This window comes from Pauljensenia sp. C0170B5 (assembly GCF_056590195.1).
On the sequence record NZ_JBWPVR010000007.1, the window covers coordinates 1 to 20,907 of the forward strand.

Here is a 20,907-nt window from a genome sequence, read left to right on the forward strand (position 1 = left end):
TCATACCGCGCCAGGGGAGCGAATGGACAGCGAGGAGCCTCCGAACGTTCGGGTCGCCTGCTCGGGTGATATCGACGGCTCTGTTGCAAAGATTGGCGGCAGTCAGAGGTAGGCTGCCGCCAATCTTTGCAACAGAGCCCACGAAACTCCCATAATCTGCTGCCTCCCCTCAGGCCTAGACAATATCTACCCACGCGTCAACGCTCACACCTGCACCCAGCTCATCAACTGTGGAGGCGCACACCTGTCCTTGCGAGAGGACCACGAGCCTCCAGTGCGCAGCGCATTCCTCGACCTCAAAACATTCATGGCTCACACTGCCAGCATCCTCGTCGTCATTGAAGCCGTCCACCGCGCAAGCGCCGTATTCGCAGGATTACAAGCCAGGACCTACGGCACTCCGCTAGGAGCCGTGGCATGGCCCACCACCTCAGTGATGGCAGCAGGATCAAACAAACTCATCCAAGAAGGCGCGCACGTGATCACCACCGCAGACGACATACTTGGCCTACTGCCTTAAAAAACAGCGGATCGCGGCCTCCACTCCGAGCTGTAGGGGGGGGAGGCCGCGATTCTACGGCCGCCCGAGCCGAAGCGACTATCGGACCCACCTGATTCTCCTATCAAGATTCTTGCGACGCAGCCAGCGGCGACTGCCAAAGTGTGCCTGGGCCTGCTGAACGGTGAACAGGTCCACGTCCTGGGTAGGTCGATCAATCAATCCATGCTCACGGATCGCACCTGAGCCGGCCAAGGCGAAGTCGGCGTCGTCCCCGGCGGCCTCCAGTGCTAGGCGTGTGATGCGTCGCTGTTCTTCTTGGTCGTTGCTCACACAGTCGCCCGGAGCTTGGGAAAGCGTCCTTCCCACAAGGCGCGCACGCGCGGGTCCATGTTCAGGATTGGCCACGTCTCGATGAGCCGGTTGCGGTTCATCAAGCGGCGCTGCTCGTCAGCGGTGCCTTCGGCGAGCAGTGCCTGGTAGGCCATACGACGCCAGCCCAGGTTCGACACATCCACGCCGAGGCGATCTGTCTGCCAGCGTACGCGGTGAGGCAAGTCGATGAGCCCGTCATAGGGGCCGTGCAGCTCGTCGAGCGAGGCGGGCGCGTCATAGGGCTTGATGTCGCGTAACCGCATGCGGGTCACTGTCGCCTCACTCATGGCCTGCCTCCTTTCATGTCCACTCCACTGTACCGTCTCAGCAGGAATCCATCCCTCACAGGTTTGGGCGGGGTCTGCCACTTTCTTGCCGCCAGGCGTGCAGAATCGACCGTTAATGCACGCTCAGGGCGGCGATCACAAAAGCCTGCGAAATCAAACAATCCGAACGCGCAAAAGTCATGCCCACAACCGTAATCGTTCAAAACCTGCGACCATTGAGTAATGCACGCCCGTCAGGTAGAATTGTGAGGAGAAGGAAGGGGTATCATGGAGGCTTTCGACGTTGAGCAGCGCTGGCTCGAACTGTTCCACGGCATGACCCAGACGCAACGGGAAATCGTGCTCGACGCTCTTGCTTTGGGCTGGCACGAGGAAAATGAGCCTACAAGGCGAGTTACTAGGAACCTAACTGACTACGTGCGCGGAGACATTAGCGAAGAAGAATGCTTGGCATGCGGCCTGGTGTAGACTCGCTTCAATCTTGGATCAAGGCATATCCCACATTTCTTTACCAACGAAACGTCGCTATCCTCTCCGAGGCACACCAGCCCGCCGCATGAACAAGGAAACTAGTCCAACGACCCGACACTTTCGTCTTTTCAAAGTTAACAACATCCACACACCATGCCTCACCTAATGTGGGCCACTGTCGTGACATCATCATTCAGGGGATAACTACCATGATCAATCGTTTGCGCATCGTCACCAGCCGCCGGTATGGCACGCATTCCCCTCTACGTTACCCCGGCGGAAAAGCAACCATGGCAGGATTCTTCGCAGACCTTATTCGACATCTAGATCTGGAAAACCCTATCTATATCGAGCCCTATGCTGGTGGGGCCGGTGCCGGCGCAGCACTATTGCGCGAAGGAATAATCGCCAAGCTGATTATTAATGATATAGACCCTGCCGTCTACGCTTTCTGGTACTGCGTCAAATACCACGCTTCTTGGCTCATCGAACAAGTGCAATCCATACCGCTGACACTCGATGAATGGAAACGCCAACGGAATATATACCAGGAAGAGGACGACACAGATCTGTGTTCTCTGGGACTGGCATTTTTCTACCTGAATCGCACTAACCGATCCGGAATTCTCAACGCCGGCGTCATTGGAGGAAAACAACAACAAGGCGCATACAGAATCGACGCAAGGTTCAACAGGACGACTCTGTCCAACCGGATCAACGCCCTCGGTTCCCTCGCCGACAAGATCGTGCTTCACAACTTGGACGGGAGAGACATAATTGAACGCTACGGAAACGAGCCTGAAGCGCTGATTTATATTGACCCGCCCTATGTTGCAGCTGGAGGATCACTCTACCTGAATGCTTTCGACGGGCGAGATCACGAAGCACTCGCCGAGCATATCCATCGCATACCTACAGCCCACTGGCTACTAACGTACGACGATCACTCACTCATCCGTCACCTATACCGTGACAGTTTTATGGCCGATCTCGAAATCACCTACTCTGCAACCAAACCAGGAAAGGCAAAAGAACTACTCGTCGCCCCCCCAAGGGTGGCTCGCGCCATTATGGAGTGCCATCGAGAGACGTTTTCAACATATGTTCTATGACGGGGTAAACCAGTGACCACGCATGGTGAAGCGTTTCCCCCGCAGGGTGCAAATCGAAATCATGGGCGACCATGTTGAACCACGTGATCGAGCCAGGGGTCGAGACATTAGCATCTGCTATAATGTTTACGCCGCCCTTGCACGGCCAGTTTTCGGAATTCGCTTTATCTTGCACAACCTTGAATAATTGTTTTAGCTGGTTACGGTTATGCTGTTCTTGATCCGTCAATGTCCGCTTCACCGTTGCTTCTAAAACGGCGCGCATAAGCATCGTTGACGCTACGGGAAGATCACTAATGTTGATTTTCTGGAGTTCAACAAACAGGATCTGAATGTTAACGGGAACTTTGTCATCGCGATATAAGTTCTCCACGGACTTCATGTTGAGGTGCTGGTAGGTGCGTGGATCATGGCGACTCCCTGGCGACGATTCTTCACTGTTATTGCCCTGCTGGTCGTCACCGCGCGTCTCCTCGTTTGAGGGGGTATTTGCTCCGCCTGGGTACGAGCTCTGCTCTTTTTCCTTCTTTTCAGTAGATCCTTCGTCCGGTCGTGGAGTCTGTCCATCGGCCGTTTCCGATTTACCTTCAAGCTGACGAATAAGCTCCATATGCTCAGGCGTGCCCTTCTTTAACGCCGCACTTCGCGTATTGAGCTCATTCGATCGGAACTTTGTTAGCAACAGCTCCAACGCACCAAGTTTTTGCCCATCAAGCTCGGCTCCCTCTCGTTCCGGAGAAGGCTCAATGAGTCCGTCGTCGTTAAAACTGATCCCAACCGCATCCGCAATGTCTTTACTGCCATAAGCATATTCGAACGATGACATCGTCAAATCCGCCGACGCCGCATACGCTCTCAATGAGCCATCCGTGAACTTAGCATGGGAGATGAAACGCCGAACCGACGCCATTTTCAATAGCCTATTCAAACCAGGCTGGTTCGGGAAGCGCACCCTGAGATCGCTGACGTTGGTGTTTTTATCAAGCATCGAATAGTAGAACGTTGCTTGCTGGTCACGGCTCCACCGCCGTTTCGATTCCCCAATATGCATTCGGCCGAGGTGCGGTAAAGCGCTCTCGCGCGATTCCATAACTATCACCCGAATCTTCGTCGGCAAGTTCTTCAGCTCATGGGCGTACTTCTTTCGCACCTTATTCAGCTGCTTCTTGCATCCATCCGGAGTTGCTAGTCCACTAAGCGCTTTTAAGGCAGCGACTCGACGATTCCCTTCCAGCACAATGAATTCTCCGGTTTCCCCACCTTCTGTCTCCGCTCGCACAACAAGAGGTAGCTCATTGTCCAAATAACCATCGTGCGCGATCTTCTCAACCAGCTCTAGGACATTCTCCGATTCAAAGAGGTAATGCAATGCATCATCTTGTGACGCCTGTGAATCCGGGATCCGATAGTTTTCAAGGTCTAGTAACACATGGCTTAACCCAACTTCTTTGATAGGCCGCACGCAGGCCCCCTTATTTTAATGAACGGACAGTATACGAACAGCATAACCAATCACGGGGTCTGCTGAAGGTTTGGTTGACATCGGGGCGTTTCACGATTGTGGGTCAGGGAAGGATGTGGGCCAAACCTTCAGCAGACCTAACTGGTCAAAACACCCCTCTATTGAGTAGTGCACGCCCGTCAGGTAGAATTACGAGTAGACGAAAAGAGTTGTTTTGGGGTTTTCGGCCGAAGGAGGGGACTATGCCAACAGTGCTCAAAAACCCTGCAACGTCACGTAAGTGCGCTCAGGATGCGCTTGCAGTTGCAGATGCTGGGCTAGCATTAGCTGGGCATCGGGTCACTGACCCGTATGCACGCAGGCTTGCTCAAAAAGTAGCCGAGAGGCACATGTCCGCAGATGAGGCTATCTGTCTTATAGTGAGTGCTGATTCACCACATCAATGACCGGCGCTGCCTTCTACACGTGGAGTGACTATTTCATTCCAGGCACGACTGTGCTGCGCAACAAGTTCACTAGCCCTGGCGCCCCTTACGGCATCGAAGATCAGGATCAGTTGCAGCGATTGGAAGAGAAGGTTGCTTTGATCCGTATGGTAGAGCTGGCTCAGCAGCCTGTTGACGGCCGTTTCGACTATGCGCATATGAAAGCTATTCACTACCACATTTTTCAGGATGTGTATGAGTGGGCAGGGCAGGAACGAACCGCGCCAGATACGCACATGACTAAGAGCTACCCTGATGTCGTCAATTTCGAACCAGGTGATCCTGAGGCGCCTTGGCGCACTTACGGGTATTACCCTGCCGGCGAGACACTGACTGCGGCCGCTGAACAACAGTATGAGCTGATTAGGCAGCAGGATTATTTCCGCGGAATGCCCAGGGACGCTTTCGTGAAATCGCTGGCTGAGTCATGGGGAGAAATCAATACGATTCATTCGTTCCGAGAAGGCAATACGCGTAGCCAGTTCATGTTCTATACGCAGCTTTGTGAACAGGCTGGTTGGAGCCTGGATCCACGCAGATTCACTACCGGCCATACTCTGAGAGAAGAGTTCTTGGCGGCACGATTCTACAGTCAAGCCACAGGAAGTAACACGCGATTGGAAATGGTGCTAAGAAAGGTCGTCACTCCACTGCGCGAGCACTTACCAGGCATTACAGAAACACCACGCCTCACAGAGGCCAGCCGCCCCATGCCCCACTCCTTGCCCCCGCATGGGCGAAAGCTCCAGTCGGGTTACGGGTATGGGCGAGGTGCGCTATGAGTCTTGTCGGGTACGCGCGTGTTTCCACTCTTGATCAGCATGTGGACGCTCAGGTGGACGCCTTGAAACGGGCTGGTTGTGCACGCATTTTCACTGATCATGCTTCGGGTGCCAGCGCTGATCGGCCGGAGCTTGCGCAGGCGTTTGACTACTTGCGCGAGGGGGACACTCTCGTCGTGTGGAGACTGGATCGATTAGGGCGTTCTCTGGCCCACCTTGTGCACGTTATTGAAGAGCTGGATGAGCGCAGGGTTGAGTTGTGTTCCCTTACTGAGTCGATTGATACGACGACTCCTGGAGGTCGGCTCGTGTTTCACATGGCCGCCGCGTTCGCACAGTTTGAACGCGACTTGATACGAGAGCGCACCAGCGCTGGCCTTGCAGCAGCACGCGCCCAGGGCAGGCTTGGAGGACGGCCAACCGTGATGACATCCGAGCGGGTCAAAGCTGCCAGGGCCATGCGCGAGGGCGGCGCGACCTTTACGCAGATCGGCAAAGTGCTGGGGGTGAGCCGTTCCAGCGTCTCACGAGCACTGAGCCGATAAAGAAACGGTTTGAGAGCCGTCTTTCTAGAGGTCGCCTGTCGGTGCTCCTGGCTGAGTCGGGTTGATCTTCCTGACCTTTGGAAGTTTGGCAACGTCGAAGAAGCCTGCGCCGTTCAGGTCTCGTTTTGCCCAACCCGTGTCGACTGCGGCCTTGTGGGCATCACGGTAGTTACTCACTGCCTCTTGCAGTGCCGTCATCGCCGCGGCTAGGTCGCGTAGAGCGTCCTCGCGTTTTCCTTCGCGGGCGAGCAGATTGTGTACGGGGTCGAACTTGTCAGGCATTGCTGCTTCCTTTCACTATGAAAGCCATTCGTTATGGCTTTCATAGTGACGTGGGGTGTGCGCGCACAACGCGCACACACCACCAAACCGAACCGGACCGGTTAAAAAGACGGTGCGACGTGTCCCTTGCGCAGAGCGCGCATCGTTTACACAGCACGCAGTAGTGACACCACAGCGGGCACCTGACTCATACCCACACGCGAGATGAACGTGGACGCAGCAGCGCGCCACATCCCATTAGCTTGCTACCCGCTGCTCCGCGCGCCCGCCGCACACATTAAATAGCGCCCTTTTGTCCGTCAGATATTCAGATTTCATGAAAGTGCACTATTCCCAACTCGACGTGATTTCGACTAGATCACCGGTCCATTAAGGAAGCTCCGGCCCCAGGGTGCGTTTTCTTGTCAGGTTTCGTTCAAAAGGGTGCCAACGATACTCCAAAAGCAGCGGGAATTCTTTCGACACTCTAATTCCGCAAGTTAAGACAGCGCTTATCATAGGTCCTCCACTTCATCACACGAGAAGTGTCCGGGCCGTACACGCCGTCAACTACCAGACCATGCGTGTACTGTACGTTCTTAACTGCCTGTTCTGTCGCCCCGCCAAATACTCCGTCTACCGCAATGTTCTGCCCATTACAGAACCTAAGAGAGTACTGAAGAGCTTGGACACCATTGTTTTCTGCTCCACGCTCAAGGTAACAGTTATATGAGAAGCCATAGGATGGCATCCATACAGGAACGCGGGCATACGATCCGCCGAGTTTTATCGTGTACGAATCATTGCAAGCTACGTTAGCCGCAAAGGGAACGATGGCCTCGGGGGTACTTTGCATGTTTAGATCAGAACCATCTTCTTCATGGATTCCAAGCTCGTCACGTCCTAAATTCACTAGTGAATCTGCACTAGTGGCGTTCCCTTCTTCGCTAATTGAAATATCGTTGGGCGGGATCGGTGCTCCAGACTGGGATTCATCACCAGGGCCGTCTGCAAAGGCGACTTGTGGGATGGATATTAAGGCTCCAAGCACAACAAGTGATGCTAACTTACGGTGAGTCACATATGAGAACATGAGGTGCTCCTTCAGATAAGGCCGCTCCGTTGCGACAGGTCAATTATAAACTCACTCCTTTGCCTGCAGATCACAAAAAGCTAACATTTTAGGTCAGTTCCAACAGCCTGCGCATCGGACTACTGCTGCGGCGGGCACGACTCATGTTCGGCGACTATGGGCGATTGGGGGGGTTCAGCGTCTTGATGCTCTGCGACTTCAGATGTGGAGGGTGAATCGTTCGGTTGAGACGATTCGCCAGCCTCGGGATCCGACGAATCTGGGGAGTCGGGTGAATATAGTTGGTCGGCTGCAAGAGTTTTCCAAAGCTCCGTGGCACGCGGTTCGTCGGGTACAACTCGGTTGACGTCCTCGCTCCAAAGACTCCACGGCATTGTTAGAAAATGGATGCCGGTTTGTTTCAAGTTCTTGAGCGATAGTAGCAGTCCAGCATCTCGATTTATGTCGGCGAGGTTCTCTGACACTTGAACTGCTGCAAGACTTTGCTTAATAAAGGTTAAGAGGGCCGGGATATCAGAGGCATCAATCTTATCCTCAAGTTGCCGTAATAATGCTGCAAGTACTTCATGCTGGCGGTCGATACGAGAGATATCTGTGCCGTCAGCAAGATTGTAGCGCGCTCGAGATATGGCAAGTGCCTGATTGCCATCGAGGAGCTGACAGCCAGAAGGAAGATCAAGAGACGCACGCTCATCATAAACAGGTTCGGCAAGGTCCAACCAAACTCCGCCAAGAGCATTAACCATGGTGATAAACCCGGAAAAATCAATCACAGCGAACGCATCCATGACCAATCCGGTCAGATTCTCGACGGTGGCTTTCGTACATGCGATTCCGCCTGCAACATCGTCAGCGTAGTTCGCTCCGATCGTCATAGCTGAATTAAACTGTGCGAAAGTCGGCTCCGAAACGGTACCGTCACTGCGTGCGCAGGCTGGAATATCAATCATAAGATCGCGCGGAATCGATACGGCTTGGAGTGAGGTGCGATCAGCGTTCAGATGCATGACAATCGTCGCATCTGATCGCACTCCTTGGATGCTGTCAGGATCACCGTAATCATTGCTGTCTTGCCCGTAGCGCGAATCAATGCCTACAAATAGGATGTTGACCGCTCGCCCTTGAAACGAGTCAGGGAGTACCTGCTCGGCACTGGATTGTGAAATGGATGGCGCACCAAGAGATGAAATATCGAGGGTGTTGGCACGAAGGTCGGTAGCAAAATCGTAATATACAAACCCAACTGTAGCTACGACTAGTGCAAGGCAAGCACTGAGCGCTACGCATAATACGCGTACGGGTCTCCCGGCTCGAGTATCTATCGCTAGGTGAAGGTAAGGCCCCCCTTGGCCCGTGACCGAACGTGTCATGGAAGCATTCTAAAGTGGGCAGCGCAATAGAGACAAGCGTGTGATGCATGAGAGTAACGACACTGCCGCGATTCCAGGATTAGCAAGCAGCTCTTTTCAATCACATCAATCTTGGCTTTAGCAGCCGGATCGCGTCGGGCCACAACACTCATTCTCGACTATCTCCTTATTCAGGTCCGGAACCCACACATAAACCATCAGGCTCTCTCCTGGGCAGCCTTCAAGGCCTGTCTTAGACACCCTGAGGGACAGGCTTTGTGGGCATCACGGTAGTTACTCACTGCCTCTTGCAGTGCCGTCATCGCCTCAGCTAGGTCGCGTAGAGCGTCCTCGCGTTTTCCTTCACGTGCGAACAGATTGTGTACGGGGTCGAACTTGTCAGGCATTGCTGCTTCCTTTCACTATGAAAGCCATTCGTCATGGCATTCATAGTGACGTGGGGTGTGCGCGCACAACGCGCACACCACCGAACCGAACCGGACCGGACCGGACTGGACCGGTTAAGACGACGGTGCGACGTTTATTGCGCAGAGCGCGCATCGCTTACACAGGACGCAGTAGTGACCTCACAGCGGGCACCTGACTCATACCCACACGCGAGATGAACGTGGACGCAGCAGCGCGCCACATCCCATTAGCTTGCTACCCAAGCCACACGCACACGGTGCGTTTCCCCGTCTCCTAGCACGCGCAGCAGCGCGTGCGGAAGCGCGGGTAGCAAGCTATATGTTACTGGTACCAGTAACAGGCTTGCAGGTAGACACGGGTGGCTACCTGGAGGCACACTATAGGTGTGGTCCCTGTCGGGTCGCTACGCTGAGGAGGGTGGGATGAGTGAGGCTGAGGTGACGGGCGCGCAGCGCCGTCATGTTCGGCGCGCTCCACGGCAGGTTAATGGCGTGACTCGCACGTCGTTGCGAGTGCATCTGACTCGTAGCGAGCGTGCGTTGCTGGAAGCGAAGGCAAGCAACGCCGGATGGTCCTTGTCTCGCACGCTGGTGCATTGCGCGTTGCATCCGGTTGCAGCCGATGAGATTGCGGTCGATAACCTTCACGAGTTGATTGCCGGTTTGCGTGACTACCGGCGTCAGCTCACCGGCCTGGCAAACAACGTCAATCAGCTGACTCGCTACGCTCACACTGACCACGCGCTCCCCGACCATATGAATGACGTTCTCGACCACATTGAGCACAGCGTCGATGAGATCAACTACTTGCTTGCGAGTGTGCGCCGATGATGCCGAACATCGTCGATGGCGGGGACATGGGTGGGCTCATGCGTTACCTGGTTGGGCCAGGACGCGCCAACGAACACACTGAGCCTCACCTCGTGGCTGGCTCACGCACCATCATGAAGCGGTGGGGCGACTGGAGTGAACTGTCCACCGCTCAAGCCGGCGAAATTGCTCGCTACCTTGACTCGTTCATGAATGAAACGGACCGCACCTCGCGCGGCCCGATCCGCAAGTTCGACCCCGCGGCCGGCAGGACGCGAGTAACGGACTACGGTGCGAACCACGTCTGGCATTGTTCTCTTTCTTTATCGCCTGACGAGGGGCCACTGTCAGAAGAAAAATGGGCAGCCATCGCACGCGACTTCATGGACCAGATGGAGTTTACCTCTGCATGTGGGAAGTCCGAGTGCCGATGGGTCGCCATCCATCACGGTGCGTCAAAAAACGGCGGGGACCACATCCACATCGCCGCCAACATCATTCGTGAGGATGGGACCAAGTGGAACAACTGGAACGATCAGCCCCGCAGCCAACGCGCGTGTAACGCTCTCGAACACAAATACGGTCTACGTATCGTGGAAGGGCGCGAACACAATCGCTCATCTAAGTGCGACAGTGCGCAGGCACTGAATGCCGCTAGGCGGGCCGGCAAGCCGGTCACTGACCGCGCCGCACTGGAAACGCGTCTGCGTGCCGCCGCGAAGGCAGCGAGCAATGAGGTTGAGTTCATCGGCCGCGCGCGTGGCCTGGGCGTGAGACTGCGCCCACGCTTTGCCAAGGGACACACGGATGTAATCGTGGGGTACTCTGCTGCCCTGCACACCAAGCCAGGACAGCGTACACAGTGGTACGCCGGTGGTTCCATCGCGCGTGACCTCACGCTGAGCGCGCTGCGCGAGCGCTGGCCAGACACCATCGACGCCTCTACTGATGCAGTGCGCGCATGGCACGATGCCTGGAAGGGGATGCCGCTTGGCGCGCACCGCAGCGCCTACACGCCGGAGGAATGGCAAGGGCATAAGCGTGCGCTGGAAATCTACCGCGACGAGCTAGTCGGCATTGACCCGACTGATCCGCTTGCCTTGGCTAATGCGACCAATGATGTGGCCGGACTTCTGGCGGCCGCCGCGCAGCAATCGGATTTGAGTGAGGACATGCGCCGCGCTTTGGACTACTCCGCACGGCAGGTCGGCCGAAACGCACAGTTGAAACAGCGGCCCGTCACTGGCAGTGGGACGAGCCCGTGGGTCGTTCTCGGTGCGCGGCTGCTCAGCACAGCCATCACTCCCAAGACCAGCAAGGTGAACTATGCACTCATGCTGGTGGAGGCATTGGAATTGGTGAAGACACTGGCAAACCTATATGAACAAGCGCGCCAAACAAACACCGCACACATGATCTTGCGTGACACGCGCACTGTGTACGACCGCTTACGCGCCGAAGCACCGCACACGACTCACCAATCTCTCCAGGTCGACACGGCAACCTTGCAACAAGACGTATTGCCTGAGCCGGCCGCAACACGCTCCGCGCCCTCAGTCCAGGAGGAGCCGGTGACAGTTGGAGCACCCTCCAACGGCGATTACTTTGAGCGTTTGCGCGCGCGCCATAAGTTCCTCGCGTTGCCCGATGGATTCGGGACAAATACTGAAGGCTCCAGCACCAGTGGCAACGAGACTGACCATGATGAGAGAACATCCAGGCGACCGTTGCCAGGCATCGGGCAAACACCACAACTGACCAAACTCAACCACCCCACACACCACCCGACCCCACGCGGGCGCACGACAGAGCGCGGGCGCGGCCAGTTGCGCTAGTGTGCGCACGGCCCACGTTGTGAGCATGGACGACGAAAACGACGAAAACGCATCTTCAGAACTCTTGTATCCCACGCTTGACGCCTTCGTGGAGGATCTCCTGGCGCGAATCTATGACCGGTTCCTGCCAACGGGACGGCTGACGTGGTGCCCCCAGTGGTGGAAACACGCCGAAGCGGTCTACCGTCTGCAGGCTCTATGGCTGTCATGGGAATACATGCGAGTGCACGATGGGCCGATGGCATCGGCACAGTGGCTGGTCTCGTATGCTGATCCAATCATGAACGTCCTGTTTGAAAATGACGGGCCATTCAAGGGATGCAGCGTCACGGGTGGTCACCGCGACCTGCGATATCACCCTGATGGGCAGCTGCCCTGCGATCCAGCCGACCCAGAGATTTTCGCCCCGCGTAACTAGCCATAGGGGGCAGCCGACACCTGGATCACATGTGACGGGTCTGCACGCGCGCCGATTTCTGAGCTCGCGGGGTGGCGCGACGTGTGGATGTTCTGGCGACGGTGCTCATCGATTGCCTGACAGGGGTGTGCAGGCCCTTGTCGGCCGTGATGGCTGCCCGCACCGACTGCGGATCCGCACCCTTATCCAGCAGCGCCTGAGCGTGCGCCTGGCGCGCCTGCAGTGTGTCCCACGCGGCTTGCTCGCTGTGGCCGGCGTGCCTTGCCTCGCTTACTTCCTTCACTGTGTTTTCACCGCCAGGACTCATACTGCCTTGCCTGTCTGCTTCCAGGGCTTCAGATGCTTCACGTGTCTCGATGCTCGCATTCTCGCGCGCACGGCCCAGTGCCCTTTCAGCCTGAGCCTGCTCGGCCTGAGCGGCCCTAATGTCGGGATAGATCGCACGAATACGCGCATCCACCTGCTCACTGTCACCGAGCCATGCCGCCAGGTCATGTTTCCACATATCGTTCAGCCACTGCGGTGCACTGTCTTTTTGCTCGTGCACGTAGTGGAGAATTTCCTCGCGACGTTCACTGCCAGCCAGCTGCTCATACGTGCGGTACAGCACGTCCTGGACAACGGGCCTGACGTCCTCCACGTCCTCATTATCAAGGACCGGCGCCACCTTCAGGGCCTGTTCGACCCGTGGAATATCCTCCACGTCCCTCATTGGAGCGGTGACCTCAATTCCCCACCGCTCTTTCGCCTCACGCTCACACCTTCGCGCGGCCAGCCCCGCCTGCGGGTCAATGTCGCTAAACCTTTTCGCCACGCCGTACACGTAGACAGCTTCATCGCGTGATGCACTGTCCCACCAGTGTGACGTGAGCGCCTCCGAATACACCTTTTCAGCCAGAGCGCGCTCTTGCCTAATCGCCCTGCGCAACGCTTGCTCGTGGTAGGTGGAAGACTTCTGGGCCGCGCGCAGGGCCTGCTCGCGACGCATCGCCATGAATCTGCCTACCGCCAGCGCCACCCGCCAGGCACGCGCCATCTCCGCACTCGTCTCATTAACCACCTGATCTGCCATCACATGCGCCTTTCTACGCTTACACTGCTATTTCACTGTTTGAAAACCAGGCTGCTCCCAAAAGGGAACCAATTGCACAAGAGTGGGCACAGCCCCCGACGCAAACACCCATGCCCGCCCCTGCGGTAGGGCCTGCAGATCCGACACCGTGGCGATAGGGCGCTGCTGGGACGCCTTTGATGTCGAATACGAGTGGCCCTGGCTTGACCTGGACACCTGTGTGGAGTCCACATAATGCACACCAATCAGCTCCGATATGCTGCGCAAGAACTCAGGCTCAGATACACCGCCGCCATACATCTTGACGTTCGCCGCCGACCACAATGCCTTCATTCCCTTTTCGCCCCACACTCGTTCGCCCTGGCTCCACGACTGCAATACCGTGTCCACGCACACTCCACGCGATCCCAGGTGCGAGTACTGATTGGGCAGTTCACCCCACCGGCACACGTTCGCCGCCTCATCGAGCTCAATCAGCATGGGAGTGGCCAGCCTGCCGCGCGGCTGCGTGCTCGCATGGGCTGTGGCCGCTTCCACTACAGCCACAGTGAGCGGGGTCACTATCTGAGTGGCACTGCCGCGCCCTTCCTGAGACAGGCAATACAGTGTCTGCCGCGTCCTGACGAACTCGGCCGCATTGAACTGGGGTAGCCCCTCCGATGGGGTCACCCACCGCATCAGCTTCGTGTTATTCAGAAAGTGCATGATGCGCAATGCCCCGCCATACACGCTGCCCCGCGTCTCAACAGGCATGCCCATAAACCCCTCCAGGCTCGTTGCCGCCTTACGCACGTCATCACGGGTATCTGGATCTGCGAACTCCTCAGCCATGCTGCGCAGCAGCAGCACTGCCTCATCGTTCGTCTGATCAGCAAGCCACGGCTGCAAGGCTGTCAGTGGCCGGCCCGCCAGAGCGGCAGCCAGCAGCATCGGAGAGATCAACTGGCACGCCCATCGATCCCACATGTCGGTTCCATCCTTGTTCGACACGTCCTCAGCCGACAGGAACATGTCAGCCAGCGCGCTCGCCTGCACATAGTCAGTCACATACGACAAGGGATTCCACCACCACGACTGGCGTGTGCCTGCGAGATTTTGCGGGTCGAACACCCATGACCGCTCGCCCGTAGCCGCTTCACGCCTGGAGCGTGTTTCATCCACAATGTCACGCTTGTTCGAGGTGGCCACAACTGCTCCAGGCGCAGCTAGGATACGCGGCACCACCCAGGCTGTTGTCTTGCCCGTGCGGGGACCGGCAATCGTGATGCACACATCTTCAAACGAGGACAACACGGCCGCATCCGCTGCCACGGTGCGACCTACAGGCAATCCAGCCGCACCCTGCACGCCCAGGCGCTGAGCTTTGGCTGCAACAGCCTTCAATGTGATCGGCTCAATGTCACGGCCGCGTCCCGCGTACTGCGCGGCCTCATCACCTCGACGCGACTGGCGGTGTCTGCGCACACCTGCCAGGACCACTAGGCCACTCACCACCACAAGGATCAGCGCCACCACCGCAATCCACCAATACACCTCCCCCGTGGGATCCACTCGGCCGCCCGCCAAATCAAACACGAGTGTGAACGGATTCCACGACACATCCGCCACGCCACGCGCCCACGCCCACACGTGCACACCCACGACGAGCGGCACGCTGCCGGCGATCACCATGACGGTCACGACCACCATGAGGAGAGTGGACGGCTCCCACGTATCCGCACCGTCTCGAACACTCATCGGGCTCTCCTGGCCCACCGCTGATTCGTATCTGACAGTGCGGCCTCACCGCCCACGAAGCGCACCTGGAAGGGAGTGCCAGGCGCGTTAGACGTCTTGAGCAGGAACTTCCCCATTCCCAGCGGCGGGGCATCACGCCCCGTGGTCGGGTCGTAGGTGCCAGGCGCGTTCCACGACGTGAGCATCTCCTTTTCCTTTTCTGTCAGGGAAAACACGCCCTCCAGCAAGCTCATCTCACGCGCAGGCATGCCGCCAAGGAACAGCATTTTCGACCGCTCGACAAAACCTGCCGCTTTCAGCCGGTCGGCAGGCGATGCCAGAGCGTTGAAATCGGCCATCGAGTGCGTGATCATGACCTGCCCCACACCGATCGTGCGGTTCAGGCGAGTCAGCGAGTCAATCCGCTCCACCAGCCCCGATGAGGCACGCAGAATACGCCACAGTTCATCCATGACGATCTTGTAGCGCCGACGGGGTGCCACGCCCGCATCCGCCAGCGTCTGAGCTATCTCGACCGTGGCGAACCCATACGACCAGCACGCCAGCAACAAGGCTGCCTGCAGGTCCTCTGAGGCTTCCTTAAACGCGCTCACGTCAAACACCACGCATCGGTCCATCATCATCGGCGTCGTGGTCTCCACCGCGAAAAGAGCGCCAAACCGGCCCGACACCAGCGCCATCAGGGATGCTTCCAGGCTTTCAGTGACCGCGCGATAATGATCAAGGTCCCCACGATCCAGCGCGGCTGCACGAAGCGCGGCAGGCGCCTGGCGCACCACTTCGAGTAGATCAGCCAGTACCACGGGCCGCTCATAGGTCTCCAGGATTCTGATTGCCTCATCCACAATCGTTTCTTCACGATCAGATGGAGGAGTACGCCGAATGATATGAATCAGCGAGCACACCATGTCTTTTTTGCGTTCATGAGCCGCCGCAACCAGCTTGTCACGATCTTCCCACTTGCCGGCTGCCTCCAGCAGTGCAACGGCCTCCGACACGTTGCCCGCATCCAACGGATTAATCCCAGCACCGCCATGCTCAATGCTGATCACCTGGCCACCCAAAGCCTCGATCAACGCCACGTAATCGGGCTTGATGTCGCCCAGCACCATTGTGTGCACGCCAAACCCAGCAGATGCAGTAATCATCCTGCGCACCAACGACGACTTGCCCAATCCGTTTAAGCCGAGCACCATTGCTGAGGGTGCGGAAATAAGCCCGCGCTCAAACCAGCTAATCTCATCAGCACACACCGCGCCGCCACCGCGCAGCGCGCGCCCCAATGGTGCTCCCACCAACGCCGTATTTGACCCGACAATAAACGGGAACAGTCCGCACACCTGTTTTGAGGTCGCCCTCCACGGCTGGATCAACGGCCCATTAGCCGGCCAGCCGCTACCCCGGCCTCCCTTGCTCGCCGTCGCGCTGACACCTCCAAACAAGGCCGCCAGCAAGTCACTAACAAACCCAGCCATCACTACCACCCGCCCGACAGCCCTTGAGAAGCAGGCCGCAGCCCCAGCGGCAGGCCCAGGGCAAACGCGCTGTCCTGAGCGCCGTATGCCGGTCGCACCAGCAGGCGCGACGATGATGCCAACGCAGTGACCGCACTGGAGGTGTCGTCCAGCTCATCCGTACTCGTCGTAGCAGTGATAATCAGTGCAAAATCCAGCAATCCCGCACCAGCTGCCTCCTCATCAGCCACCTGTTGTGCCGCGCGCAGCTCACGTCGCGCGGTCGCTGTGGGACGAGGAGTATTCTCCACCCGAGCCGCAGCCCTGTTCACGTCCGCATCGGCCGCAGCTGGAGCCTTCGCCGCGTCAACCGGTCGATACATGATCGTCACCCGCTTACGCTCCACATCCCGTGACGGCTCCAAAATTCGTCGCAAAACGCCCGACTGCACATAGCCGCGTGCAGGGCGACTCATCACCCACGTGCGTGACAAACCGGAATCATGGCGGTAGTAGTCCCACTCGGCCACAGCACGAATAGGGCCCGCATCTTCCCACACCAGCGCCACCTGCTCGCCCGCGCTAGCGGCCTGTTCAAACAAGACCTCCGACGCCGGATCATACGCCACGCGCGTGAGCTGACATACCTCACGCGCGGTCAGCACATGCACACCGCCTGCGCCCGTTCCCATCAGCGTCTGAGTCAGCCCAGGCAGATCAGAGGAAATACGCGACACCGCCTGCGCCCGCTTCTTCGACGAGCCCATCTTGGAAGGGTCAAACGTGATCGTAATCCACACGCGCACACGTGCCGCGCCCTGCCCATACTCATCGACAATGCGCTGAAGCATCTGTCGCGCAACCAGTGGAGCATCCTGGCTGATGCGAGAGCCTACCTCACGGCGCAGCCGATCCCCACTATCAGGGATCGTCTCAACACACACGCTTGCCTGAGCAACCCCCATCTGCCCGCCCAGGTCCCCCAGCCACATTCCCCACAGCGCCACCTGACGGTCAATCGTGTCCTGGTCGGTCAAAGCACCACCTTCAGGCGCCACGCTCATCACCACGCTCAGCGTCCCATCCCCGTGCTCGATCAGCCCAAAAGGCCTCTCATAGGAATCACGATGCTCACTCAACCGCGACGCGTGCAACATGCCAGGCAACTCGCACATGCCCTGCGTCGCATCCGGTGCTATCCCGCCCGTTGCGTGAATATTCGACTTCCTGCGCGCCGCCCTGCCAAAACGCATCCTTTGATTCATCCTTTCTGCCACAGACACCCCATGCACATCGCGGGTCACCATCAGCAGCACGAGACCAGCCCACACGACTGCGACCGCCAATGCGATCACCACGCCCTTCGACATGGCCACTACGCTCACGACAGCCAGGCCGACGAGTCCAAAGATCGATTCGCCAAAGCCCATCTTGCCGAAGCCCGCGCGACGCGGGATACGCCAATTGCCATACGTGCGAACCTTGACCGCCTCAGCGCTCATTTTGAACATCACCACCAGTAGGACTGAAGCCGCCCATATCACTGTCCACGCCGTCACGCCCAGGCGCACCGCTCGGACCCGAACTCCCATCACGGCCCGACGCGCCATTAGCACCTGACGGGCCACTTTGATGAGAACTGTTCGGCGCCGGCGAGGCATCACTCGACGCGGTTCTCGTCGCACCACCACCGGCGCTACCAGCACTACCCGCGCCAATCGAGCGCGCACCACCACCAGCACCAACACCAGAAGCTCCACCTGCGCCCGCACTCGACGCGGCTCCCGTCGCACCGCCAGCGCCCGCACCAGCACCCGCTGCCGCTGTAGCTCCTCCACTGGCCGTCGCAGCACCCACGCGGGCCACAGTCATTGCACCCGTCGCCAGCACTGCTCCCGCACCAGCAGCGCCACCGCCACCGGCACTGAGCGCCTCAGTGGCCGGCACCATAAAGGTCACCAGGGCGGGCAGCGACAGCACTGCCAGGATCAGCATGACAACGCCCATGACGAAACTCGTCAAGTCCTCACCACTCGCCAAAACCCAGGAATCGCCTTGCACCAGCTTGATAGCCACCGCGTAAATGATGGAAGCGGCCGGCTTAAACATCAGGAACGCGAAAAACCATGCCACGATTTTCCACAGCCAGCCCCGCCCCCACTTCGTCGAGTAGGCGCCAGCTGCCAGCGGCATAATTCCCACCAGTAGGATCAGCATTGCTGACCGAATAAACATCAGGCCTATCTGGACCAAGTTCGCGACCAGCGCGCCCAAGCCACCCACGATCAGCACCGTCAGCCCCAAGCTGCCCGTCACACTCGTCACTGACAAGATTTTCGAGCCAAACTTGCCCGCATCGCCATCAATCGCCAGGCCGATCACCCACGTGGAAAACGCATCTGACGCATCCACCAGCAACTGTCCAACACCGACAGATGCACCAGAGACCACCGCCAGCGCCAAGAGTCCCTGAAGCACGCTCATCGCTGTTTCACCGCGCCTGGACAGCGCCAAATGGATGCCAGCCACGAACAGCGATGCGACTGCCAGCGCCACCACAAGTATGTGAGTGGTGGAGTGTACGAAGCCCACTGCCGAGTCAGCACCCCCAAGCCTGGGGGTACCCACACCCGTCCACACCGTGCCGACCTTCAGCAACGTGGCAGACACATCCTGAATGATGTTGTACGCCCATTCTGCGATAATGTTGTGCGTCGCCTCAGAAGCGACCTCACCGATCTTGCATGACAGTTCCCAAAACTGGCACATTTACGCACTCCACTCCACGAACCCCTCCAATGCAAGTGAGTCAATAACGCGCTCACCCCACGAGTCAGTAGATGGAGCCTGCACCTTCCAATCACCGTCCTGCCACACCAACACCACAGGCCACGCCACAAGCGTGTCAGGAACCGACACCGACGACACAGCCAACACCACCATCGCCACGTCTGGGCCACGATCCTCATACCGGAACCCGTGAATGCTCAACGCGGAGCCCGTCTCACCTTGCCATTCGGCCTTAATCTGTGCTTCAAGCCGATCACGATCCGGCCCGGCAGCCATCAGGGCAGGAACCACCTCATCAAGACGCTCCTTCGACGAAAACCACGACAGGAAATTGGCTGACGCCAAAATCGCGCCCGCCGGACTATGAGCGAAGCACCGTGAAATCCCATCCGTCATGCCAGGCCCATACCCGTTAATGCTCGGCACTGTGATCCGCTCTCCCACTTGCACAGGTACCGACGGCAACGCCTGCTCAGGAACCGCACGCTCCAAAGACGACAAGCCGCACACCGAATCAGACGCACCAGCGCCGCCAGCAGTGGCCACATCAGGCGACTCACCACCGCTTTGCTTACCTGCACCAGCGCCCGAAGCGCCCGAGGAAGGGGAGGCGGCATTCTCACCACTAACAGGCACAGCATCCCGTGTGACCACCAGAAAACCTAAGCCTACCAGCAACGCAACTACCAGCAGCCCCGAAACAATAAAGGCTGGGCGGGCAAGAATGTTCGTGCTCTTTTCCTCAGCCATTACAGCAATGCCTTCGCCAGAGCCGCCGCAGCCGCAATAACAATTGCACCCATAATCACATAGCCGATCCTGCGCACGTTCTCATTACCCATCCCACGCTCATTCGACACCGCAAGCATGATTCCGCCGACAATAAAACCGACAATCACAGACGCGCCGGCAATCCACATCACCCAATTCAGCACCGTCTGCACGCGCGCCTCCACACCTGGAGGCGCAACCGGCGTCGGATTCAAATCCATCCAAATCAGCCCCGCGCGCCCCACCACGGACTCAACAACGCCAACACCACTCGCAACAAGACTCATTTACTCGTCCTTTCCAATCAACGACATATCTTTCAAAACCTTGCGAACATCCCTCGAAAGCGGAACGTCCCACGCGAAACCGGTACGCCACGCACTCTGGAAGCCCACCAGCCACACGCGCGGAAACGCGCCAGCAACACGCTGACGAAACGGGGCAAGCTCTTTCGGACTGCGACCAGGCGCATCCGCCGCCAAAATCAAACCAACCAGCTCCACACGCCCAACCTGGCCAGACGCCCACTGGATTCCCGCGTCCTGCGCGGCCCTCAGCCCAGCAAAATGAGTCCGAGCCACCACGACTACGCGCGTCAACCTACTCGGATCAGGCCACGACACACCAGCATCACCCGCGCCCAACAAGCGGGCCCACGACGTCGCCCCCGCGCCGCCGTGCGCGCCGACCACCCACAACGGGCAATACCCACCAGCAAACGCAATCGGCAAGCCGCCAGCCGCCACCACCTGCGCGCCCGGCTTCCACACAGGCGGCCGGACAGACCCAGACACCGCCGCGCGGTCGCCGTAGTCCGAGGAGAATTCTCCACCCGAGCCAGCCCAAGGATTCCTCATGTGCGCTCCCTTCT

Annotated in this window: 22 protein-coding genes; 8 read left to right on the top strand and 14 right to left on the bottom strand. The window is 58.1% G+C overall.

The annotated features are described in order from the left end of the window. Positions 1–184: 184 nt before the first annotated feature. On the top strand, positions 185–520 hold the full coding sequence (locus tag AC1EJZ_RS08420; protein ID WP_480294627.1) for a DNA-processing protein DprA: 336 nt from the start codon (positions 185–187) through the stop codon (positions 518–520). Between the two features lie 78 nt (positions 521–598). Here the strand turns inward: AC1EJZ_RS08420 and AC1EJZ_RS08425 are convergent, their stop codons facing one another. Then, entirely contained in the window at positions 599–832 is a 234-nt protein-coding gene (locus AC1EJZ_RS08425; protein ID WP_480294556.1) for a hypothetical protein, read from the bottom strand. Then, positions 829–1,161 (bottom strand): transcriptional regulator, encoded by a 333-nt coding sequence (locus AC1EJZ_RS08430; protein WP_480294558.1) that lies wholly within the window; start codon positions 1,159–1,161, stop codon positions 829–831. The genes AC1EJZ_RS08425 and AC1EJZ_RS08430 overlap by 4 nt, the downstream gene beginning before the upstream one ends. A 267-nt stretch (positions 1,162–1,428) precedes the next feature. On the opposite strand from AC1EJZ_RS08430, the gene AC1EJZ_RS08435 reads away from it, so the two are divergent. After that, positions 1,429–1,629, top strand: coding sequence for an antitoxin VbhA family protein (locus AC1EJZ_RS08435; protein ID WP_058237710.1), 201 nt, complete (start codon positions 1,429–1,431; stop codon positions 1,627–1,629). Positions 1,630–1,841: 212 nt separating this feature from the next. Beyond that, positions 1,842–2,744: a DNA adenine methylase gene (locus AC1EJZ_RS08440; RefSeq protein ID WP_480294561.1), complete on the top strand. Its 903-nt coding sequence runs from the start codon at positions 1,842–1,844 to the stop codon at positions 2,742–2,744. Here the strand turns inward: AC1EJZ_RS08440 and AC1EJZ_RS08445 are convergent. After that, on the bottom strand, positions 2,701–4,206 hold the full coding sequence (locus AC1EJZ_RS08445; protein ID WP_480294563.1) for a hypothetical protein: 1,506 nt from the start codon (positions 4,204–4,206) through the stop codon (positions 2,701–2,703). The two genes, AC1EJZ_RS08440 and AC1EJZ_RS08445, sit on opposite strands and share 44 nt — an antisense overlap. 442 nt (positions 4,207–4,648) lie before the next feature. Between AC1EJZ_RS08445 and AC1EJZ_RS08450 the strand changes: the two genes are divergently transcribed. Continuing rightward, on the top strand, positions 4,649–5,473 hold the full coding sequence (locus tag AC1EJZ_RS08450; RefSeq protein ID WP_480294565.1) for a Fic/DOC family protein: 825 nt from the start codon (positions 4,649–4,651) through the stop codon (positions 5,471–5,473). Continuing rightward, complete coding sequence (locus AC1EJZ_RS08455) at positions 5,470–6,018, top strand: recombinase family protein (RefSeq protein WP_480294567.1); 549 nt, start codon at positions 5,470–5,472, stop codon at positions 6,016–6,018. The genes AC1EJZ_RS08450 and AC1EJZ_RS08455 overlap by 4 nt, the downstream gene beginning before the upstream one ends. 24 nt (positions 6,019–6,042) lie before the next feature. Here the strand turns inward: AC1EJZ_RS08455 and AC1EJZ_RS08460 are convergent, their stop codons facing one another. The 3 genes from AC1EJZ_RS08460 to AC1EJZ_RS08470 form a co-directional block, all read right to left on the bottom strand. Then, positions 6,043–6,300, bottom strand: coding sequence for a hypothetical protein (locus tag AC1EJZ_RS08460; RefSeq protein WP_480294569.1), 258 nt, complete (start codon positions 6,298–6,300; stop codon positions 6,043–6,045). A 466-nt stretch (positions 6,301–6,766) separates the two neighbouring features. Next, entirely contained in the window at positions 6,767–7,372 is a 606-nt protein-coding gene (locus AC1EJZ_RS08465) for a peptidoglycan-binding domain-containing protein (protein WP_480294571.1), read from the bottom strand. Between the two features lie 119 nt (positions 7,373–7,491). Then, positions 7,492–8,742, bottom strand: coding sequence for an LCP family protein (locus AC1EJZ_RS08470; protein ID WP_480294573.1), 1,251 nt, complete (start codon positions 8,740–8,742; stop codon positions 7,492–7,494). Between the two features lie 830 nt (positions 8,743–9,572). Between AC1EJZ_RS08470 and AC1EJZ_RS08475 the strand changes: the two genes are divergently transcribed. The 3 genes from AC1EJZ_RS08475 to AC1EJZ_RS08485 are packed head-to-tail and all read left to right on the top strand — an operon-like array spanning position 9,573 to position 12,212. Beyond that, entirely contained in the window at positions 9,573–9,980 is a 408-nt protein-coding gene (locus AC1EJZ_RS08475; RefSeq protein WP_480294575.1) for a MobC family plasmid mobilization relaxosome protein, read from the top strand. Next, positions 9,977–11,794 carry a relaxase/mobilization nuclease domain-containing protein gene (locus AC1EJZ_RS08480; RefSeq protein ID WP_480294577.1) on the top strand — a complete coding sequence of 606 codons (1,818 nt, stop codon included), beginning with the start codon at positions 9,977–9,979 and terminating at the stop codon, positions 11,792–11,794. The genes AC1EJZ_RS08475 and AC1EJZ_RS08480 overlap by 4 nt, the downstream gene beginning before the upstream one ends. A 25-nt stretch (positions 11,795–11,819) precedes the next feature. Beyond that, on the top strand, positions 11,820–12,212 hold the full coding sequence (locus AC1EJZ_RS08485) for a DUF4913 domain-containing protein (protein WP_480294579.1): 393 nt from the start codon (positions 11,820–11,822) through the stop codon (positions 12,210–12,212). A gap of 25 nt (positions 12,213–12,237) precedes the next feature. Here AC1EJZ_RS08485 and AC1EJZ_RS08490 read toward each other — a convergent pair whose 3' ends face one another. From AC1EJZ_RS08490 to AC1EJZ_RS08525, 8 genes are read right to left on the bottom strand one after another with little or no spacing between them, the layout of a single operon-like run. Beyond that, a complete protein-coding gene (locus AC1EJZ_RS08490; RefSeq protein WP_480294580.1) occupies positions 12,238–13,284 on the bottom strand; it encodes a hypothetical protein in 1,047 nt (348 codons plus the stop codon). Positions 13,285–13,311: 27 nt separating this feature from the next. After that, a complete protein-coding gene (locus AC1EJZ_RS08495) occupies positions 13,312–15,021 on the bottom strand; it encodes a type IV secretory system conjugative DNA transfer family protein (protein WP_480294582.1) in 1,710 nt (569 codons plus the stop codon). After that, positions 15,018–16,496, bottom strand: a complete 1,479-nt coding sequence (locus AC1EJZ_RS08500) for an ATP/GTP-binding protein (RefSeq protein ID WP_480294584.1) — start codon at positions 16,494–16,496, stop codon at positions 15,018–15,020. Before AC1EJZ_RS08500 ends, AC1EJZ_RS08495 begins: the two co-directional genes overlap by 4 nt. Before the next feature lie 2 nt (positions 16,497–16,498). After that, positions 16,499–17,986 (bottom strand): SCO6880 family protein, encoded by a 1,488-nt coding sequence (locus tag AC1EJZ_RS08505; protein ID WP_074026233.1) that lies wholly within the window; start codon positions 17,984–17,986, stop codon positions 16,499–16,501. Continuing rightward, positions 17,967–19,244, bottom strand: coding sequence for a collagen-like triple helix repeat-containing protein (locus AC1EJZ_RS08510; protein WP_058237699.1), 1,278 nt, complete (start codon positions 19,242–19,244; stop codon positions 17,967–17,969). Before AC1EJZ_RS08510 ends, AC1EJZ_RS08505 begins: the two co-directional genes overlap by 20 nt. Further along, positions 19,245–20,015: a DUF8175 domain-containg protein gene (locus AC1EJZ_RS08515; protein WP_480294586.1), complete on the bottom strand. Its 771-nt coding sequence runs from the start codon at positions 20,013–20,015 to the stop codon at positions 19,245–19,247. Beyond that, positions 20,015–20,323, bottom strand: a complete 309-nt coding sequence (locus tag AC1EJZ_RS08520) for a hypothetical protein (RefSeq protein ID WP_058237697.1) — start codon at positions 20,321–20,323, stop codon at positions 20,015–20,017. The genes AC1EJZ_RS08515 and AC1EJZ_RS08520 overlap by 1 nt, the downstream gene beginning before the upstream one ends. Next, positions 20,324–20,893 carry a DUF6668 family protein gene (locus AC1EJZ_RS08525; RefSeq protein ID WP_480294587.1) on the bottom strand — a complete coding sequence of 190 codons (570 nt, stop codon included), beginning with the start codon at positions 20,891–20,893 and terminating at the stop codon, positions 20,324–20,326. Positions 20,894–20,907: the final 14 nt, after the last annotated feature.

What these genes read in the sequence shown, in the direction of transcription:
- AC1EJZ_RS08490 (WP_480294580.1), bottom strand. Translation starts at nt 13,284, where the DNA reads ATGGCAGATCAGGTGGTTAATGAGACGAGTGCGGAGATGGCGCGTGCC.
- AC1EJZ_RS08470 (WP_480294573.1), bottom strand. Translation starts at nt 8,742, where the DNA reads ATGACACGTTCGGTCACGGGCCAAGGGGGGCCTTACCTTCACCTAGCG.
- AC1EJZ_RS08495 (WP_480294582.1), bottom strand. Translation starts at nt 15,021, where the DNA reads ATGAGTGTTCGAGACGGTGCGGATACGTGGGAGCCGTCCACTCTCCTC.
- AC1EJZ_RS08505 (WP_074026233.1), bottom strand. Translation starts at nt 17,986, where the DNA reads ATGTTCAAAATGAGCGCTGAGGCGGTCAAGGTTCGCACGTATGGCAAT.
- AC1EJZ_RS08450 (WP_480294565.1), top strand. Translation starts at nt 4,649, where the DNA reads ATGACCGGCGCTGCCTTCTACACGTGGAGTGACTATTTCATTCCAGGC.
- AC1EJZ_RS08475 (WP_480294575.1), top strand. Translation starts at nt 9,573, where the DNA reads ATGAGTGAGGCTGAGGTGACGGGCGCGCAGCGCCGTCATGTTCGGCGC.
- AC1EJZ_RS08455 (WP_480294567.1), top strand. Translation starts at nt 5,470, where the DNA reads ATGAGTCTTGTCGGGTACGCGCGTGTTTCCACTCTTGATCAGCATGTG.
- AC1EJZ_RS08435 (WP_058237710.1), top strand. Translation starts at nt 1,429, where the DNA reads ATGGAGGCTTTCGACGTTGAGCAGCGCTGGCTCGAACTGTTCCACGGC.
- AC1EJZ_RS08460 (WP_480294569.1), bottom strand. Translation starts at nt 6,300, where the DNA reads ATGCCTGACAAGTTCGACCCCGTACACAATCTGCTCGCCCGCGAAGGA.
- AC1EJZ_RS08485 (WP_480294579.1), top strand. Translation starts at nt 11,820, where the DNA reads ATGGACGACGAAAACGACGAAAACGCATCTTCAGAACTCTTGTATCCC.
- AC1EJZ_RS08430 (WP_480294558.1), bottom strand. Translation starts at nt 1,161, where the DNA reads ATGAGTGAGGCGACAGTGACCCGCATGCGGTTACGCGACATCAAGCCC.
- AC1EJZ_RS08515 (WP_480294586.1), bottom strand. Translation starts at nt 20,015, where the DNA reads ATGGCTGAGGAAAAGAGCACGAACATTCTTGCCCGCCCAGCCTTTATT.
- AC1EJZ_RS08510 (WP_058237699.1), bottom strand. Translation starts at nt 19,244, where the DNA reads ATGTGCCAGTTTTGGGAACTGTCATGCAAGATCGGTGAGGTCGCTTCT.
- AC1EJZ_RS08520 (WP_058237697.1), bottom strand. Translation starts at nt 20,323, where the DNA reads ATGAGTCTTGTTGCGAGTGGTGTTGGCGTTGTTGAGTCCGTGGTGGGG.
- AC1EJZ_RS08440 (WP_480294561.1), top strand. Translation starts at nt 1,842, where the DNA reads ATGATCAATCGTTTGCGCATCGTCACCAGCCGCCGGTATGGCACGCAT.
- AC1EJZ_RS08500 (WP_480294584.1), bottom strand. Translation starts at nt 16,496, where the DNA reads ATGGCTGGGTTTGTTAGTGACTTGCTGGCGGCCTTGTTTGGAGGTGTC.
- AC1EJZ_RS08465 (WP_480294571.1), bottom strand. Translation starts at nt 7,372, where the DNA reads ATGTTCTCATATGTGACTCACCGTAAGTTAGCATCACTTGTTGTGCTT.
- AC1EJZ_RS08480 (WP_480294577.1), top strand. Translation starts at nt 9,977, where the DNA reads ATGATGCCGAACATCGTCGATGGCGGGGACATGGGTGGGCTCATGCGT.
- AC1EJZ_RS08525 (WP_480294587.1), bottom strand. Translation starts at nt 20,893, where the DNA reads ATGAGGAATCCTTGGGCTGGCTCGGGTGGAGAATTCTCCTCGGACTAC.